13 protein-coding genes and 2 pseudogenes are annotated in these 16,291 nt (G+C 46.8%); 8 read left to right on the top strand and 7 right to left on the bottom strand.

What is annotated here, in order from left to right:
- Positions 1-357: 357 nt before the first annotated feature.
- Complete coding sequence (locus tag HRE53_RS24990) at positions 358-2,901, top strand: HWE histidine kinase domain-containing protein (RefSeq protein ID WP_235108382.1); 2,544 nt, start codon at positions 358-360, stop codon at positions 2,899-2,901.
- A 14-nt stretch (positions 2,902-2,915) separates the two neighbouring features.
- Positions 2,916-3,320 carry a response regulator gene (locus HRE53_RS24985; RefSeq protein ID WP_212665753.1) on the top strand — a complete coding sequence of 135 codons (405 nt, stop codon included), beginning with the start codon at positions 2,916-2,918 and terminating at the stop codon, positions 3,318-3,320.
- Between the two features lie 33 nt (positions 3,321-3,353).
- Here HRE53_RS24985 and HRE53_RS24980 read toward each other — a convergent pair whose 3' ends face one another.
- From HRE53_RS24980 to HRE53_RS24970, 3 genes are all read right to left on the bottom strand, one after another.
- Positions 3,354-3,785 (bottom strand): response regulator, encoded by a 432-nt coding sequence (locus HRE53_RS24980; RefSeq protein WP_212665752.1) that lies wholly within the window; start codon positions 3,783-3,785, stop codon positions 3,354-3,356.
- A 162-nt stretch (positions 3,786-3,947) separates the two neighbouring features.
- A complete protein-coding gene (locus HRE53_RS24975; protein ID WP_235108381.1) occupies positions 3,948-6,383 on the bottom strand; it encodes a PAS domain-containing sensor histidine kinase in 2,436 nt (811 codons plus the stop codon).
- Between the two features lie 392 nt (positions 6,384-6,775).
- The gene (locus HRE53_RS24970) at positions 6,776-7,267 is read right to left on the bottom strand and encodes a MarR family winged helix-turn-helix transcriptional regulator (protein ID WP_235108380.1); all 492 of its coding nucleotides are present in this window, start codon (positions 7,265-7,267) and stop codon (positions 6,776-6,778) included.
- Between the two features lie 127 nt (positions 7,268-7,394).
- Between HRE53_RS24970 and HRE53_RS24965 the strand changes: the two are divergent.
- Positions 7,395-8,271: pseudogene (locus tag HRE53_RS24965) on the top strand (EamA family transporter).
- A 275-nt stretch (positions 8,272-8,546) separates the two neighbouring features.
- A complete protein-coding gene (locus HRE53_RS24960; protein ID WP_212665748.1) occupies positions 8,547-8,837 on the top strand; it encodes a hypothetical protein in 291 nt (96 codons plus the stop codon).
- Positions 8,838-8,895: 58 nt separating this feature from the next.
- Here the strand turns inward: HRE53_RS24960 and HRE53_RS24955 are convergent, their stop codons facing one another.
- A complete protein-coding gene (locus tag HRE53_RS24955; protein WP_235108378.1) occupies positions 8,896-9,255 on the bottom strand; it encodes a phage holin family protein in 360 nt (119 codons plus the stop codon).
- A gap of 261 nt (positions 9,256-9,516) precedes the next feature.
- Between HRE53_RS24955 and HRE53_RS24950 the strand changes: the two genes are divergently transcribed.
- Entirely contained in the window at positions 9,517-10,518 is a 1,002-nt protein-coding gene (locus HRE53_RS24950; protein WP_235108377.1) for a glutathione S-transferase family protein, read from the top strand.
- A 22-nt stretch (positions 10,519-10,540) separates the two neighbouring features.
- On the opposite strand, the gene HRE53_RS24945 is transcribed toward HRE53_RS24950, so the two are convergent.
- The 3 genes from HRE53_RS24945 to HRE53_RS24935 are packed head-to-tail and all read right to left on the bottom strand — an operon-like array spanning position 10,541 to position 13,274.
- Positions 10,541-11,824 carry an FAD-dependent oxidoreductase gene (locus HRE53_RS24945; protein WP_235108376.1) on the bottom strand — a complete coding sequence of 428 codons (1,284 nt, stop codon included), beginning with the start codon at positions 11,822-11,824 and terminating at the stop codon, positions 10,541-10,543.
- A gap of 34 nt (positions 11,825-11,858) precedes the next feature.
- Positions 11,859-12,962: a threonine-phosphate decarboxylase CobD gene (gene cobD, locus HRE53_RS24940; RefSeq protein ID WP_235108375.1), complete on the bottom strand. Its 1,104-nt coding sequence runs from the start codon at positions 12,960-12,962 to the stop codon at positions 11,859-11,861.
- Between the two features lie 30 nt (positions 12,963-12,992).
- Positions 12,993-13,274 (bottom strand): HU family DNA-binding protein, encoded by a 282-nt coding sequence (locus HRE53_RS24935; RefSeq protein ID WP_010476266.1) that lies wholly within the window; start codon positions 13,272-13,274, stop codon positions 12,993-12,995.
- Positions 13,275-14,156: 882 nt separating this feature from the next.
- Here HRE53_RS24935 and HRE53_RS24930 point away from each other — a divergent pair.
- From HRE53_RS24930 to HRE53_RS24920, 3 genes and pseudogenes are all read left to right on the top strand, one after another.
- Positions 14,157-14,390, top strand: coding sequence for a hypothetical protein (locus HRE53_RS24930; protein ID WP_235108374.1), 234 nt, complete (start codon positions 14,157-14,159; stop codon positions 14,388-14,390).
- Between the two features lie 159 nt (positions 14,391-14,549).
- Positions 14,550-15,790: pseudogene (locus tag HRE53_RS24925) on the top strand (IS256 family transposase).
- Positions 15,787-16,284 (top strand): phage tail protein, encoded by a 498-nt coding sequence (locus HRE53_RS24920; RefSeq protein WP_235108373.1) that lies wholly within the window; start codon positions 15,787-15,789, stop codon positions 16,282-16,284. The pseudogene HRE53_RS24925 and the gene HRE53_RS24920 overlap by 4 nt, the downstream one beginning before the upstream one ends.
- The last annotated feature ends 7 nt before the right edge of the window (positions 16,285-16,291 follow it).

The following is a 16,291-nucleotide window of genomic DNA, read 5'->3' as shown; positions in this document are numbered from 1 at the left end:
GTGAGAAAAAAACAATAGACCTCTTGCAATATTCATTTCATGATGTGTTACTCACTCAATTTATGCCGCGATCTGACATGATTTTTTAGTCCTCTACCATATCGGTAGCTGAATTATGCAAGAGGTCTAATATGGGTTCTGATTAAAAGTAAGTTTCTTGTTCTAGACAATCCACAACCCTAAATTTTCTTCATCACATAATCCTTTATGATGGCGGTAGGTTGCCAACCGTTTAATTCCATTATCAGTAACTCAATGGGAGGCTGGTGAACAATTTTCTCTCTGACAAGATAATAGTGACTTAGTTTTCTGGAATGGTTTATCTTTTTAGGTCGCAATGGTGAATATGGGTTAGGTATGGAACGTAGAGAACTAGCGATTTCCAATTGCGATCGCGAGCCCGTACACATACCGGGTTGCATCCAAACCTTTGGGGCTCTGATTGCCACAGGTAAGCATATTGAGACCATCACCCATGTTTCCAGCAATATCAGCGACTTTGTGGATGTCTCCCCTGGGGATGCTTTAGGGCAACCCCTCAATACCCTACTCCCCGAAGACGTGATCCATACCCTCAGGAATATCGCAGGCCATCCCACCATCGAGTCTCAGCGGGAACGAGCAGGCGTTTATCCCCTTCATCAACACACCCTAGATATCAGTCTGCACCGCTGTGGTGCCCATTTTTTAATTGAACTAGAGCCCGTTGCGTCGGCTCAGCTCGATAGCCAATCCGCTTTTACTCAAGTCCGCATGCTACTGGCCCGCCTGCAGGAGGAAACGACAACCCCAGCCCTCCTACAAATGGCCGTCAAAGACCTACAGCGGGTGACGGAATTTGATCGGGTTATGGCCTATCAATTTCTACCGGATGGGGCGGGAGAAGTGGTCGCTGAAGCCATGACGGATGATTTAGACCCCTATCTTGGTCTCAGATACCCCGCTTCAGACATTCCTCAGCAGGTAAGAGGAATGGCCTTAAGAATGCCAATCCGGGCCATCTCAAATATTGATGCTCCCACCGCTGACTTAATTGCCGCTGATTCAGCTGCAGATCCCTTAGACCTTTCCTTGACCCATATGCGGGCAGTGTCTCCCATTCATCTAGAGTATCTAGCCAACATGGGGGTTCAGTCCTCCATGAATGTGGCGATTATTGTTCGAAGACAGCTATGGGGGCTGTTTGCCTTCCATCACAAGAGTGTCAAATTACTATCCCCTGATTACCGATCCACCTGCGATCTATTTGGCCAACTTTTTTCCCTCAAATTCCAGTTGGTCCTGGAAGAAGAGCGGTTCAACACCCGTAAACGCACCACTTCAGCCATCTCCCAATTCGTCCAAAAATTGACGAGTAGCGGTCGGTTTACGCAAACCGTACAAGCCTTAGGAGAACAACTCTGTTCCATGCTCTCTGCCCAGGGTCTGGCGGTTATTGCCAAGCAAGAAATTCAAACCCATGGAGACGTTCCCACTCATGGCATCATCAGAGAACTAGTCCATCAGGTTCAAACCCATCCCTGCCCTGATCTAATCCCCCTGGAAAACCTATCCCAACTCAACCGCCTTAGTACCACTCAATTGGGTAAAACCGCAGGTGCTCTCTGTCTAGGCATAGCCCCCAGCGACGACGTCTTCGTCATTTTCTTTCGCCATGAAATGATCTATGAAGTCCGATGGGCAGGATCGCCAGAAAAAGAGATTGTCGAAGGGGCTAATGGACCCCGATTACGTCCTCGTACCTCCTTTGCAGAGTATCGAGAAAAGATAGCAGGCCAATGCAAACCTTGGTCAGTCCTCGAAACAGAAGTCGCCCTAGAACTCCGCACTGGGCTAATGCAGTTAGCCATCAGTCAAGGAGAGGTTCAGCAACAAGAATGGTTAAGACAACGGCGACAACAAGATCTCCTCATTGCAGAACTCAACCACCGGGTCAAAAATATTCTGGCCTTAATCCGATCCATCTCTCGCCAAACCCGTCACTCCACTACTTCCATTGAAGAATATACCCTGCTCTTAGATCGCCGCATTGCAGCCCTAGCCCATGCCCATGATTTGGTGGCTGGACATGGTCTGGAGTGGCCCAGTCTCCAAAACTTGGTAATGACAGAACTCCGTCCTTACCTGGGGGAATCAGAACATCAAGTCAGTTTCTCGGGTCCAGAAGCAGGTCTAAAAGCCAACTTTGTCCCCATGTTTGCCCTAGTCATTCATGAACTGATTACTAATTCTGCCAAGTATGGAGCCTTATCCGTTTCCGCCGGTAAAGTTGATGTCCGTTGGAAAGAACAGGATGGAGGGCTGGCTATTTATTGGAAGGAATCTGATGGACCGACCGTCTTTCCACCTAAACGCAAAGGGTTTGGACGGACATTAATCGAGCGGGCGATCCCGTTTGAGTTTGAAGGAGAGGCCACGCTACGCTTCCCCAGAACAGGGGTTCAAGTCAATTTTTGGCTGCCTGCTCACCTGATCCTCTTCCAAGATGACCAACCGGAAGTGTCTTCTACGCCAATGCCCGCCTTCCAGAGCGAGGAAGAACCAGACCTTGCCCCTGGTCATGTTCTGATCGTTGAAGACAACATGTTACTGGCCCTCGAAATGGAGAATCTTCTAGAGTCTTTGGGATTTAACGACATCGATACAGCCCCCAGAGTCAAACAGGCCATTAAACTTTTAGCCCAGGAAACATACATCCTGGGTATCTTAGACATCAACCTCAAGGAAGAAAATAGCTTTGACATCGCCAGAGAACTAATCCGGCGACGAATCCCCTTCATGTTTACGACGGGCTACAATTCCAAATTCACGCTTCCAGAAGACTTAGCCATTGTGCCCATGCTCAAAAAGCCCATTGACGGGGAGCAATTAAACCTCACCATCCATCAACTCTTAGCCTAGAGGGAGCTATACCATTGGCTAATATTCTCATATTCGAAGACGATACAATCTTGGCGGAGTCCTGGCAAAAAACCCTTGGTGATCAAGGGCACCAGGTTGAATACACCGCTAATATCAATGTGGCCATGTCCAAAATTTATGAAGCATATCTAGACATTGCTTTAATTGATATTTTTATCCAAGAAAACAATCAAGAAAGTCCTAGGGGAGGGATCATGCTGATTTCCAAAATCAACATGCTCGCCCTAGAAAGCAAGCCATGGCTGATTGCTATTAGTGGACGTTCTCATGATCCAGGTTTCTCAGTCCTAGAAATTGCCAAAACCGTAGGCGCAGATGAATACCTGAAAAAACCTATCGATTTGCCAGAGCTAATGACAGTGGTCGATCGGGTGATAAAAGCCAAGTCCAAGGAATGAGGAATGCTAGCTCTTCTAGGACCCGTCGGTTGTCTAGCTCATTTCATGGGGAGGCAACTTGACAATCGTAAACCAAAATTCTTCTAGCAAATTGACCACCTTAACTAGTCCCTTTAAACCCACAGGTTTCGTGACATAAGCATTAGCCCCAATTTTGTAGCTCTTCAAAATATCTTCATCCGCATCTGATGTCGTTAACACAACCACAGGTATTTGCCTGAGACGGCTACTCTCTTGCATATCGGTCAACACTTCTCGACCATCTTTACGGGGTAAGTTAAGGTCTAACAACATCAAGTCGGGAGTTTTTGCCGCCTCATAGGTCCCTTCTTGCTGAAGGTAGGCCATCGCCTCCATACCATCTCTGACAACAGTAACGTTGAGGGCAACTTTTGAGCGATTAAAGGCTTCCAAAGTGAGTTCTATATCCCCTTCATCATCTTCTACCAACAATATCTCAATCATTCATTGCCCCAAAGTCAAAATACACCCAACTGTTAAACATCATAAACAAATCCATGAAAATTGCAGGGATTTTAATTTCTTGTCCATATAAAATTAAATTCGAATGATTATGGCCATTATCTGGCGAATATATTATTCGAGAATTGCATCCAAAAAAAAATCTCATCGGGGCAGAGTGAAAGAAAAGATCGCTCCTTTACCTTCTTCCGAGTCCACCCAAATTTCCCCTCCATGCCGCTCAATTATTTTTTTACAGATGGCCAATCCAATCCCTGTCCCCGAATATTCTCCCCGGTGGTGTAAGCGCTGGAAAATGATAAATACTCGCTCAGCAAACTGGGGGCTAATGCCAATTCCATTATCTTGGACTGAAATAGCCCAAAACTCTTTATTTTGAGTGGCTCGAATGTGAATACTCGGACGATCCGCTTGGCAATACTTGATGGCATTAGAAATCAGATTTTGGAACACCTGCCTCATTTGCACCGGATCAACAGCAACGGTTGGCAACGAATCTATGACCATCTCGACCTGGCGTTGTTCAATAACCTTTTCTAAATCAGATTGCACCTCTTTCACTAGGGACGATAATGCAGTGGGATTCACCTTTAGTTCAGCTCGTCCGACTCGAGAATAACTGAGTAGATCATCTATCAACCCTTGCATGCGGGCAGCCCCATCGGTGATGTAGCGAATATAGCGATCCGCTGTCTCATCTAGTCGCCCCTGATAGCGTTCGGCCAATAACTCAGTAAAACTCCTTATTTTTCGTAACGGTTCCTGCAAATCGTGGGAGGCAACATAGGCAAAATGACCCAACTCTTGGTTAGAGCGAACGAGCTCCGTATTTATTCTCCGCAGTTCCTGCTCTGCCTGTTTGCGATCACTAATATCATGGAGCATCCCAACCATACGGAGAGGTTCCCCTTGATCATTGCAATCTACGACTTTGCCCATGACAGAAATCCATTTCCATTGCTCTGATTTCGTTCGCGTTCGATAGTCAAAAACATAGGGGATGGACTGATCTTGTAAATGCTCTTCCAGCAAAGCCATCATTCTAGGTAAATCATCAGGATGAGTCCAGCTTTGCCAAGTTTGAAACGAGGAAGGCAATTCTTCCATCTCATATCCCAGCATTTGATAGAACTGTATACTCCAGCTTGTTTCATCCGTGAGCATGTTCCAGTCCCACCAACCATCTCCAGAGGCCTCTAATGCCAATTCCAAACGGGACTCACTCTCTTTTAAGGATTGAATGGCAATTTGTAGTGCTAAAGTTCGATTTTCAACCCGCTCTTCCAATTCAGCATTCATTCGCTTCAGTTGGTTCTCCAAACGTTTGCGTGTTGAAATATCTCGCCAGCTTGAGCGACTGTACCTAACCTTGCCTTGCTGATCGCGAAACCCCTGGGCATTGAGGCTGACATCCATGGTCGTCCCATCTTTGCGCTGTACGACTAGGTAGACATTCCTAGCTTCACCTGTTTCCAAAAAGGTTTGGAAGGCGTTCTTTGCTTCAGTCCGAAAATCAGGATGATAAAGATCGATGACAGAGCAACCCACTATTTCTGAATAGCTGTATCCCAGTTCTTTCATTAGGGTTTGGTTGCAACGCAAAATCTTGGTGCTATCCGCATCGACGGACAGATACATGTCTGGGGCATTGTCATAAAGATCCTGATACTGAGCAGCAGATTTCTTCAAGGTTGAGTAAGCTGTATCTAGCTCTGTAGAGCGATCTTCAATGGCCAGTTTTAGCTGCCCAATCACCAAATTCAAGTCTGCTTCAGCCTGTTTGCGGTCAGAGATATTATCAATTTGAGCAATAAAATATAGGGGTTTATCCTCAGGCGTTCTGACCAGAGAAATACTCAACCTGCCCCAAACAATATGTCCTTGCTTGTGGTAATACCGCTTGTCAAAGCGACAGGCCAACACTTCTCCAGATAGCAGTTGATCACAATAGTGTTGTTCAAGGGCTACATCCTCAGGATGGGTCATACTTTTGAAGTTTGTCTGTAATATCTCGGCCTCTGTGTAACCCAATAGTTCACAGAGGGCTGAATTGACTCTGATCCAATCTCCATCAGGGGTGAGAATAGCCTTACCAATTAAGGCATATTCGAAGGCATCATTTAAAATTTGCTGGCTTTTATATCGTTCTACTTCTAGTTGTCGACAATTTTCAAGCTCCTGCTTCACTACCCGATTTTCATCCACTAAGGTGGGAGTAGTATTTTGAGACAAAATTTTTGTGCTGTCTGCTAGGAATTCTCTACTAGCGAAGATCGCAATGGCCAAGGTGAGTAGCTTGATTCCTACCTGAACACCAGCAATGGGAATATAAGGAGAGGCTATATCCAGAATCGAATTGAGGCTACAAGTAGCCAATAAAGCAATAAATAGAGAAACAAGTTGGGGATAGGTCACTGGCTGATGGCGAAAGACCATATAGCCCAAGAGAACAGCCATTCCTCCAAATGTAAAGGCAATAGCTATATCAGGAATAATCGCTGTAGGGAACTGCTCCAGCTGACTTAAAAAACTAGCAAACAATAAACTATCTGAAAGGTAAAAGATCTTGAAGAGAGTCAAATTTAGTATCCCCTTCTAAATCATAAAATCATCTACAAATATAGAAAACTTTTTCAACACATTGGAGGATTATAGACTGGCCTGAAAAATTCTCACCTTGCAAGTATAGATGAAGTTTTAGTTTTATACACTCAACTCAATCCAAGCCATCAGGATCAGGATAAAGACCGAATTACCTGATAACTTTACCTAAAGACAGCATTAGAAAAATCAACATCAAAAACATCCAGTTTTATAGGATTTACCTATGATCTTCAAGCCCGAATAATGTAGAAATTCTGCTAATTTTTACCTAATCTTCCTAGGAAAGACTCTGTATATATGTGGGGATGCTCTTTGGGAAAAAAGGTCCTCAAATCTTTGCGGAATTTGCCACCAATTTCGATGCTTTTTTATTTCTCAAATGAGTCTAAAAGCTTTCGGAGTAATTGAGTAAGAGAGTCGATCTCTGATGGCTCCAATACACTTAGGAGAAGGTGTTCGTTGGCGACATGGGCTTCAAGGGTTTTGTCAATCAGAGTAAACCCCTTATCTGTTAACTGAATCAGGGTCCCCCGACGATCATTGGGGTCGGGAATTCGTTTTACCAGCTCAGCTTGCTCGAGGCAATCAATACGATGGGTCATGGTTCCGGACGTGACCATCATGGCGTGATATAGCCTTGTCGGTGATAGCTGATAAGGTTGCCCAGAACGTCGCAACGTTGCGAGTACATCAAACTCTCCTGGATTCAAGTCAAATTGAGCAAAGGTGGCCCCGATTGCTCCTTTGAGATGTTTTGCCAGTCGGGTCATGCGGCCAATGGTTCCCATGGGCGATACATCTAAATCAGGACGTTCTCTTTGCCACTGGGCCAAAATTTCGTCAACTGCATCGGTATCCATAGGAAAAGACAGCTCAGGATTTGAATGGCGATGATTTTAGCACCTCATAAATCTTAAGTCCAAGATACTTGGCATCAAGATAAATGCTAAAATCTCGATATCAAGTATCTTAATATCAAGATAAATAATGAACGCTTCTCCACCTCAGCTGTTCAATATCTTGTTGACGGCTTTAGCCCCTATTTCCTGGGGGGACCACTTATGTTGTGGCGACGGAATTACTGCCATCGGGGCATCCATTGCTGGTCGCAGCTCTAAGAACGCTTCCGATCGGCCTGGTCCTTATCCTGAGCCTGAGGCAACTGCCTCAAGGGATTTGGTGGTGGCGGATGTTGATTCTGGGAGGACTCAATATTGGTCTTTTCCAAGCACTCTTGTTCGTGGCGGCCTATCGACTACCGGGGGGAGTTGCAGCCACTGCAGGTTCGATTCAGCCCTTGCTGGTGGTCCTATTTGCTTGGCAACTCTTAGGTGAAAAACCTTCCCCAAGATCAATCTTAGGAGCAATCACTGGATTGATTGGCGTGGGTTTGTTGGTGCTCGGTCCTGAAGCTCGGCTCGATAGTGTGGGGATTGTGGCTGCGATCGCAAGTGCTGCAACCATGGGATTAGGAACAGTCTTGGTGAAGCGGTGGCAATCTCCCGTTTCCTTAATGGTGTTTACGGCCTGGCAACTCACGGTGGGGGGACTCATGTTACTCCCCATCGCTTTGATTGTTGAAGGTCCCTTTGAGCAAATTACTGGGACTAACCTATTGGGGTTTCTCTATTTAGGACTGATCGGAACTGGGCTTGCTTATGCCTTGTGGTTTCGGGGCATTAGTAAACTCAATGCCACAGCTGCTTCCTATCTGGGGTTACTGAGTCCAGTTGTGGCAACGCTGCTGGGGTATCTCTTTCTCCAGCAAACCCTGACCTCCATTCAACTATTGGGGGTTGTGGTCGTGCTGAGTAGTGTTTTACTCGGACAACAAACGTTTCGGAGATCCAGTGGGGCAGACTAAAGTTCGAGGGTCTTTTCCCCTCCTGCGACTATCACAATTTACCTTTGATCTGATGGATCTTGAATCCCAATCGCGACATACCCTCACACCGTAGATCTACCTATTCACGGTAATTTGAGGGCTGTTTAGAAATATTAAGTTATATGTTTTGTAGCCGATCTGATAGTGGGTTGCTGAACGATAAGCGTAGAATTGGGGGATATCCAAATCTAAAGAAAATATTAATTTTTCCATAAAACACGTTTTCTGAAAAACACTCACCTAGGGTGAATGTCATGAATTCCAACCTTCTCCGGCAAGTCTGGGAAGTTATCGAAACGACTCAGACCGATATGTTGACCCAGCTCAACGACTCGCAACTGGTTCAGGTCCTGGTAGCCAATCTCAAAAATCGCAACCAGCTTCCTCAAGACGAAGAAGCCAATGCCAAAGCCTATATTCGCTCGCGGCTACTGCTGATCCGCGAGTTAGCCCAATCTCGAAGAGATCTCTGCTGCCCACTCAAAGTCAAAGTGGCGATCCACCCACCCCTGGAAGTCCACACCCGAGACTTAATCGCGGGTTAAAGGGCCGGGGCGTCCAACATTCGCCCCCCAGCCCCTTGAAGATGTCGGCATATTCCCCCTAGCTCTCTGAGGGTGCTTCTTCCGGTAAGTACCGATTTAAGAATGCATTCACCACCGACAGGGCAATCGGCCCCAGAAAGAACGCCAACAAGCCGTCTACCTGAAAGCCTGGCACAAAGGCGGCAGCTAGGGAGAAACATAACCCATTCAGCACGAGCAAAAACCCACCCAGGGACAGTAAGGTCAATGGGAAAGACACAATTTTCAGCACGGGTTTAACAATGGCATTCACCAAGCCAATGGCAACTGCAGCTGCGATCGCAGTGGAGATACTGTCTAAATCAATCCCTGCAAAGACGTAATCGACCACCAGTAAACTGAGGGCGGTAGCTAGAATAGTTAACAGAAGTCCACGCATTTCGATCTCCTCTGAATCAATGAGGTTGCCATAACTGCTTCCTTTGGAGTGGGAAGCTGGGGAATGTAGCTGCCAAACATGAAACTGTCTTAACTTTAGAAGACAAATCAGTTTATCTCCTTGAAAATAAAGATCATTTCACCTTTACTTTCTTAAGGTCTCTAGGCAATCGACCCTAGTCGATGCAGTCTTGACCTATTGAGGTAAGGTCAAAACCGTCTTTTCCCATCGTGAGCCCACCCATCCATAGGAGATCAGACCATGGGTAAATCTCTACCCCCCAAAGCCATCATCAGCCTGGGTAAGTTTGTTTGGACCACAATGTGGAATGTGATGATGTCAAATATGGCCCCACGGAGTAAAGGGGGTGCCTATATTCGACCAGAGAGCCAGTTCCGAGACAAAATTGGCAGCGATACCTTCCCAGCGGTCGCTCAACGGTATCGGCTATATGTGGGGCTAGGCTGTCCTTGGGCCCATCGCACCTTAGTGGTTCGAGCCTTACAAGGGTTACAAGATGTCATAGATATTGTCGTGGTTCAACCCTCTGATACGGAAGGGGGCTGGGTCTTTGCCTCTGAACATCAAGGGTGCCGTAACCTTAGAGATCTCTATCTTCTGGCACAGCCTGGATATGAGGGCCGCTGCACTGTGCCAGTGCTGTGGGATACTCAAACTCAAAAGATCGTCAATAACGAAAGTTCTGAGATCATTGTCAACCTTAATTCCGCCTTCACTGACATTGGTCAACAGCCAGACCTAGATCTCTACCCCGAAGCCTTGCGTCCCACCATCGACCAGTGGAATGAGAAAATCTATCATGCCGTCAATAATGGTGTGTATCGCTGTGGTTTTGCCCAAACCCAAACGGCCTACGATCAAGCCTGCAACGAGCTGTTTGAAGTTCTAGACGAAATCGATACAGCCCTTGCCAACCAACGATATCTCTGTGGTGATACCTTAACCCTTGCGGATGTGCGGCTATTCCCAACCTTATTCCGATTCGATGTCGCCTACTACGGACTTTTTAAGTGCAACCGCCGACGAATCCAGGACTACCAGCATTTAGGCCCCTATTTGCGTGATCTTTACCAACTCCCTGGTGTAGCAGACACCTGCAACCTAGAAGCAGTCAAACAAAGTTACTACGGTTTTCTCTTTCCCCTAAATCCTGGCGGCATTATCCCTTCAGGGCCTGATATTACCAGTTTATCTGACCCCCATGGCCGTGAACAGATGGGCAAAGCACCTCAAGCGGTTTAGCTAAAGCATTAAACCTAAAAGGCTACTTTTGGCACCACTGCCGAGCAATGTGTCCCACAATACTGCCGTAGCTAGATTTAAAAGATTCAAGGCTAACCAGCTCTGAAACCGGGCATCTCTTTTGCATGGCTAAAGCGATTAGATGAACTATTTCAGCCGCACCCGCACCCACTACATGAGCCCCTAGTATTTGGCCATTATTTTGGATGAGGACCTTACACCAGCCGGTCTGGTCCTGGAGCTGACCTTGCTCAGTTTGTTGGTAGGTATGATAGAAACTCTTAAATGGCCTGGATGCTTGTTGGGCTTGAGTTTCTGTTAAACCCACCCTTGCTAACACTGGCATCGTCGAGATAGCCCAAGGTAAGGTGCCATATTCGATCGTCTGCCTGGCACCCAAGGCATTGTTCACCGCTACAGATGCTTCATACTGAGCAATATCTGCCAGGGTATATCCCCCCAGGACCGACCCGCAGGAATACACTTGGGAATGAGAGGTTCGCAATTGAGGGTTCACCCACAAGCCTTGAGAGGTATGACGGAGATCCACAGCAACTTGATTGGGATTCAGGATGGCTGAGGTTGTTTCTACAGCCCAAACTAAGGATCCGGCCCTCAACAAGCCTTGATTCGTCGATACCTGATAGCCGGATGATGGGGTAACGCCTTTGATCTGGCAGTGGCAGTGAATATGGACACGATCAGCCTCTAGGTGGGCTTGCACCCGCCAAGCTGCTTCAGCATCTTCCCAAGGCAAAATTTGATTATGGGGACACAGTAAGTGGACTGAATGTCCCAAACGACCTAAGGATTGGCTCAGGGAAACGGCTACCGGACCATCCCCTACCACCAGCACTGGATCGGTTAGGGACTGATTTGGATCGTCTAGTCGAGTTAGAACATCAGCCGGACTGAGCCAGTCCGCTTGCCCTGGAACATCTGGTGAAGATAAATCTGCATCTAGACAGAGGAGATACCGATGAGATTTCAATACCCGATTCTGACAATGCACCTGAAAATTCGGCTTGGTTCTAAACTGAGCGATACCATCGAGCTGCTCAATGCCTAAACTGGCTAATTTGGCCGGCGATCGAGAGGCCTGCAGCCGCATTGTCATCGCTTCAATCCATTCGGTCAAAGCCATCGGGGGCTGGGTTTGTACCCACTGCTGCAGAAGGAGATGATACGGGATGGGTTCTGGAGAAACAGAGATAAAAGCGACTCGGGCCGACCGTTCTTTGGCTGCGATCGCAGCCCAGGGAGCCACCGCATTATTGCCCACCACCACCAACTCATAATCAGCCATAGCCTACTCCCAAGGCGCTCATGCCTTTTCTCATCTAAACAGATAACTGAGGTAGGCAATCGGTCAGGGCCGTCAGTAATCGTTGATTTTCTGCTTGGGTCCGCACGGCAATTCGAAAATACTGATCTCCCAGTTCCGGAAAGCTCAGGCAATCTCGAATCAGGATACGGTGATGTTTTAAAAGCAACTCCTGCAACATAGGCACCGAAACCTTCGTTTGTACTAACAGAAAATTCGCTGCCCCCTCCAGGGGATAAGCCCCCAAATCCACCAAACCTTGCATCAGCTCAGTGCGAACAGGGGGTAACCACGATAAGGTTTTGTTTTGAAACGCTTGATCTTCCAGTACCGCTATCCCTGCCATCACAGCTAGGGAGTTCACGGACCAGGGATCGCGGCATTGTTGCCAGCGTTGTAGCTGATCAGGGTGGCCAACGGCATATCCCAACCGCAACCCAGGCAAACTATAAAACTTGGTCAGAGAGCGCAAGATAATGAGATTGGGAAAATCTTGCACTTTAGAAATCAAGCTGTAGTCAGCATTTGCAGGCAAAAAGTCTATAAATGCCTCATCCACCACCACCAAAGAGAACTGCTCTAGAAACGGTTCTATTTGACTGATGCTGACCAGCCCTCCAGTGGGATTATGGGGATTATTCAGTAACAGTCCAGCTTGAGCTGAATCGGCAAACTGACTAGCGCCCTGTAAGGCCTGCTCGATCAAATCACTGGAAGATTGTTGGTGAATCTGGCTAAGATCCACAGGTAAGGGTCGAATTTGGGCTTTAAACGCCTTCAGTGCCCGTTGATAGTCAGCAAATGCGGGCGTTAGAACCCCAGTCCATGCAAGTTGAGCCAAATCACGGCAGGCCCAAGTGAGTAATTCTGCTGACCCATTTCCCGGTAAGAACCAGTCAATGGGGAGCCGGTGAACCTCACTCAACACCTGGCAAATGGACTGATAGCTGGGATCTGGATAAGCCGTGAGGGTATCGAGATGAGTTTGAATTGCTGTGATTGCAGATTTAGGCGGCCCAAGCGGATTAATACTGGCCGAGAAATCGAGAATACAGCTGGGAGAACAACCTGCTATGTCTGCAGCCCACCGCAGGTTGCCTCCATGTAAAGGGCGACTCAAAAGTGACGCCTCATACCAAAAATTAAGGAATTACTTTTTAGGAGCAACTTTTTCCTTAAACAGCTTACCTGCAGAGAAAGCTGGAACTTTAGTTGCGGGAATCTTCATTTTCGCACCGGTTTTGGGGTTACGTCCTTCCCGGGCCTTGCGTTCGCGAGGTTCAAATGAGCCAAATCCCACCAATGTGACTTTTTCTCCTGACGAGACAGATTCAACAATGGCCTCTAGGGCGGCAGTCAGAACTGCATCTGCCTGCTTTTTCGTGACACTTGCCTTATCAGCAACGGCGTCGACGAGTTCTCCTTTATTCATTGATTGACTCCTATTTGTTCAGTTAAGCGTGAGCAAAAAAATCGAGTCTGTAGTTCCAGAAAAATACAGATAAATCTGATGTTCTATCTGGAGTGTAACTACAGTCTAACTGGCTGAAATGTCGCAACCACGTCGATTTAATGGATTATTCTAAATGCTATTCGCTAAATATAGATCGTCAGAACCTTGATAATCTCTGGATTTCAGGTTTTTTTTGGTAATTACGAGTTTATGGATAGAAAAGTTTGGAGTATTTCGGCAAAAGTTACGGACAGTCAAATAACTCAAAAAGCTTTCTGGGCATACTTTTAAGACATCAACATGAAAACGATTCTCGATTATTGATGCCCAGTAAGTTTTATTTGTCAGAAGAAATTTAATCCTGTAAAAAAATTATTAAGTTAAGCCACTTTTAGAGGTCTCAGCTGATATCAGACCCTCCTTACGGTTGAAAAAAAGTGAATGCAGTCAGCAAATTTTTTCTACTTTTGCCTATCCATTTAGGTGCGATAGGTAAAGCTTCATCTGAGATTTAGTTTCTTCATACCCTATGGATTCCTGAGTATATTTACTAAAATCTTCGCTTTTGTTAATCAAATGATGAAGCAAGATAAAACTGATGGAAAATCTTAGAAAAGTTCACGGCTTCATTTAGCCTCTACTCAAAGTGGAGAAGAGGACCATTCTCTAATAGACCTTTTTACCCATCACAGCTTTTGTTCATGGAAGGCTTGCGCCTATGTAGAACCATATGCTTGGTGCAGTTAGACCTTTGGCTACTATCGGTCACTCTTTCTGGCCCATAGAGTGAGGCTGGTCCCTCATTCCTTGTCTGAAGCGGGGTGGGGCAGGCGGGGAGAGTTGTTACTAGGTACTTGCCATATGAGCCAAGGGGATCAGTCTCTAGGAGAAAACCAGAGAATCCATTCAGCTTCAGCGGGGTACTCGCCTGGACTGTCTTATCTATCTGATCGAGACAGGGTTTGCAGATTAGCAGCCCAGATTTTGCAAGATCCACTGGCGCAATCTCGATTATGCGATCGCATCTATGAACTGATGCAAAACGACCTGCAAAATCAGCGCGAGCGGAACTATGGGGGCGGTACTAGTGGCTAGCAACAGCGAAACCCATAACCTTAACTACGTCACTGCCAATCGCTTCTATGTCGAAATCCAAGAAAAGAGCTATATCAGTGCTTGCTTTAGCGAATGTTCGAGACTGATCAGAGTTTTGTGTAAGCGGTCTAGAATCCAAACACACCAGGAGACCGCATCATGTCTAGAAAGAAACAAGTACCCAATCGAGTTGATGAGCTATTGGATGAACTCATTGGAGAGAATCCACAGCCAGAGGATATTCTGGGCGAATCAGGACTGCTCAAACAACTCAGCAAACGCCTAGTGGAACGAGCCTTGGCAGGTGAATTGACTCATCACCTGCATCAATCCTCCGTCGATGAGCGTTCTCATGGCCCTAGAAACAGTCGCAATGGTTACTCGAAAAAGACCGTCCAGACTGAACAAGGAGAGATGGACCTATCGATTCCTCGCGACCGTTGCAGTGAGTTTGAGCCTGTCCTCGTGCCCAAAGGCCAGCGACGTATCGCGGGACTCGACGAGAAAATCATCGCCTTATATGCTCGTGGCATGACCACTCGTGATATTCGAGTTCTCAATTGGTGGAGCTGTATGGGGCCAATATCTCTGAGGGTCTGATTAGTGACGTCACCAATAGTGTCATGGAGGAGGTTAAAGACTGGCGCTCAAGACCATTGGATGAGGTGTATCCGATTGTCTATCTCGATGCCCTGTATGTGAACATCAAAGTCAATGGCCAAGTCAGCAAGCGAGCCGTCTATGTCGCGCTAGCGGTAACTGTGGAGGGAAACAAAGAGCTGTTGGGATTATGGATAGGGGCTGCCGAGCGGGAGGGAGCAAAATTCTGGCTTTCAGTGCTCACAGACCTTAAAAACCGAGGCGCTCAGGATATCTTGATTGCTTGCTGTGATGGTCTCAAAGGCTTTCCCCAGGCGATTGAATCGGTCTATCCCGATACTCAAGTTCAAGTTTGTATCGTTCATCTCATTCGCAATAGTTTGCGCCATGTGCCTTGGAAGGAAAGTCGAGCCGTAGCTGCAGACCTCAAGCCCATTTATCAAGCGGCCACTTTGGAGGAATCTGAGGCTGCCTTGGATGCGTTTGCCAACAAATGGGACCAGACGTATCCTGGCATCAGCCAAATCTGGATACGGCATTGGGATAATATTGCTCCGTTGTTTAAGTACCCAATGGCCATCCGAAAGGTTATCTACACCACTAATGCCATTGAGTCGCTCAATCGCTCACTGCGAAAGGTGATTAAGACCAAAGCTGTCTTCCCGAATGAAGAGTCTGTCTACAAATTGATGTTTCTGGCGATGAGGAATATCTCGAAGAGATGGACCAGACCGATTTTGAATTGGAAGGCGGCGCTGTCCCATTTTGCTATTCTGTTCCCAACACGATTCAACTATTGAATACGTTACGGCTTACACAAAAATCTAAACACTCTCAATGTTCAGGGTTAAGCGCCAAAATCAAGCATGACACCTACTTTGAAGGCGGCGTCAACAACCAGCAGCGAATCATACTCGGTCAAACTGAATTCTCTGATGTCACCCTCAAGCGAGGGATTACGAATGATCTAGTGTTTTGGGGCTGGGCCAGTCGTATGCTCACCCAGTTAGAACCGACCGATCGTAATGTGAATCCCCAGCGTCGCAACATCAATATCCTCTTGTTCAATCAAGCAGGAGAAACCATTCAAACCTGGACCTTAATTGGTGCCGTCCCCGTGGCTTGGCAAGCTCCAGCTCTCCAAGCGGATACATCTACCGTTGCCATTGAAGAACTCACCTTGGCATACGAAGGTCTAAAGGTCGTTGCCAACCTGCAGCCCAGCAATAACGCAGGCGGTGGGGCTACCTTCTTGAAAGGTAGAGATGCCGGAGGATTCTACCCCAGTAACTAACCCAAAA

It is taken from the genome of Acaryochloris sp. 'Moss Beach' (assembly GCF_021497025.1).
GTDB classification, from domain to species: domain Bacteria; phylum Cyanobacteriota; class Cyanobacteriia; order Thermosynechococcales; family Thermosynechococcaceae; genus Acaryochloris; species Acaryochloris marina_A.
This window is presented reverse-complemented; position numbering and strand designations above follow the sequence as displayed.

Bases quoted from the DNA above. Each gene is read 5' to 3' on its own strand.
- HRE53_RS24930 (WP_235108374.1), top strand. From the start codon at position 14,157: ATGAGCCAAGGGGATCAGTCTCTAGGAGAAAACCAGAGAATCCATTCA.
- HRE53_RS24980 (WP_212665752.1), bottom strand. From the start codon at position 3,785: ATGATTGAGATATTGTTGGTAGAAGATGATGAAGGGGATATAGAACTC.
- HRE53_RS24960 (WP_212665748.1), top strand. From the start codon at position 8,547: ATGAATTCCAACCTTCTCCGGCAAGTCTGGGAAGTTATCGAAACGACT.
- HRE53_RS24935 (WP_010476266.1), bottom strand. From the start codon at position 13,274: ATGAATAAAGGAGAACTCGTCGACGCCGTTGCTGATAAGGCAAGTGTC.
- HRE53_RS24950 (WP_235108377.1), top strand. From the start codon at position 9,517: ATGGGTAAATCTCTACCCCCCAAAGCCATCATCAGCCTGGGTAAGTTT.
- HRE53_RS24970 (WP_235108380.1), bottom strand. From the start codon at position 7,267: ATGGATACCGATGCAGTTGACGAAATTTTGGCCCAGTGGCAAAGAGAA.
- HRE53_RS24955 (WP_235108378.1), bottom strand. From the start codon at position 9,255: ATGCGTGGACTTCTGTTAACTATTCTAGCTACCGCCCTCAGTTTACTG.
- HRE53_RS24945 (WP_235108376.1), bottom strand. From the start codon at position 11,824: ATGGCTGATTATGAGTTGGTGGTGGTGGGCAATAATGCGGTGGCTCCC.
- HRE53_RS24990 (WP_235108382.1), top strand. From the start codon at position 358: ATGGAACGTAGAGAACTAGCGATTTCCAATTGCGATCGCGAGCCCGTA.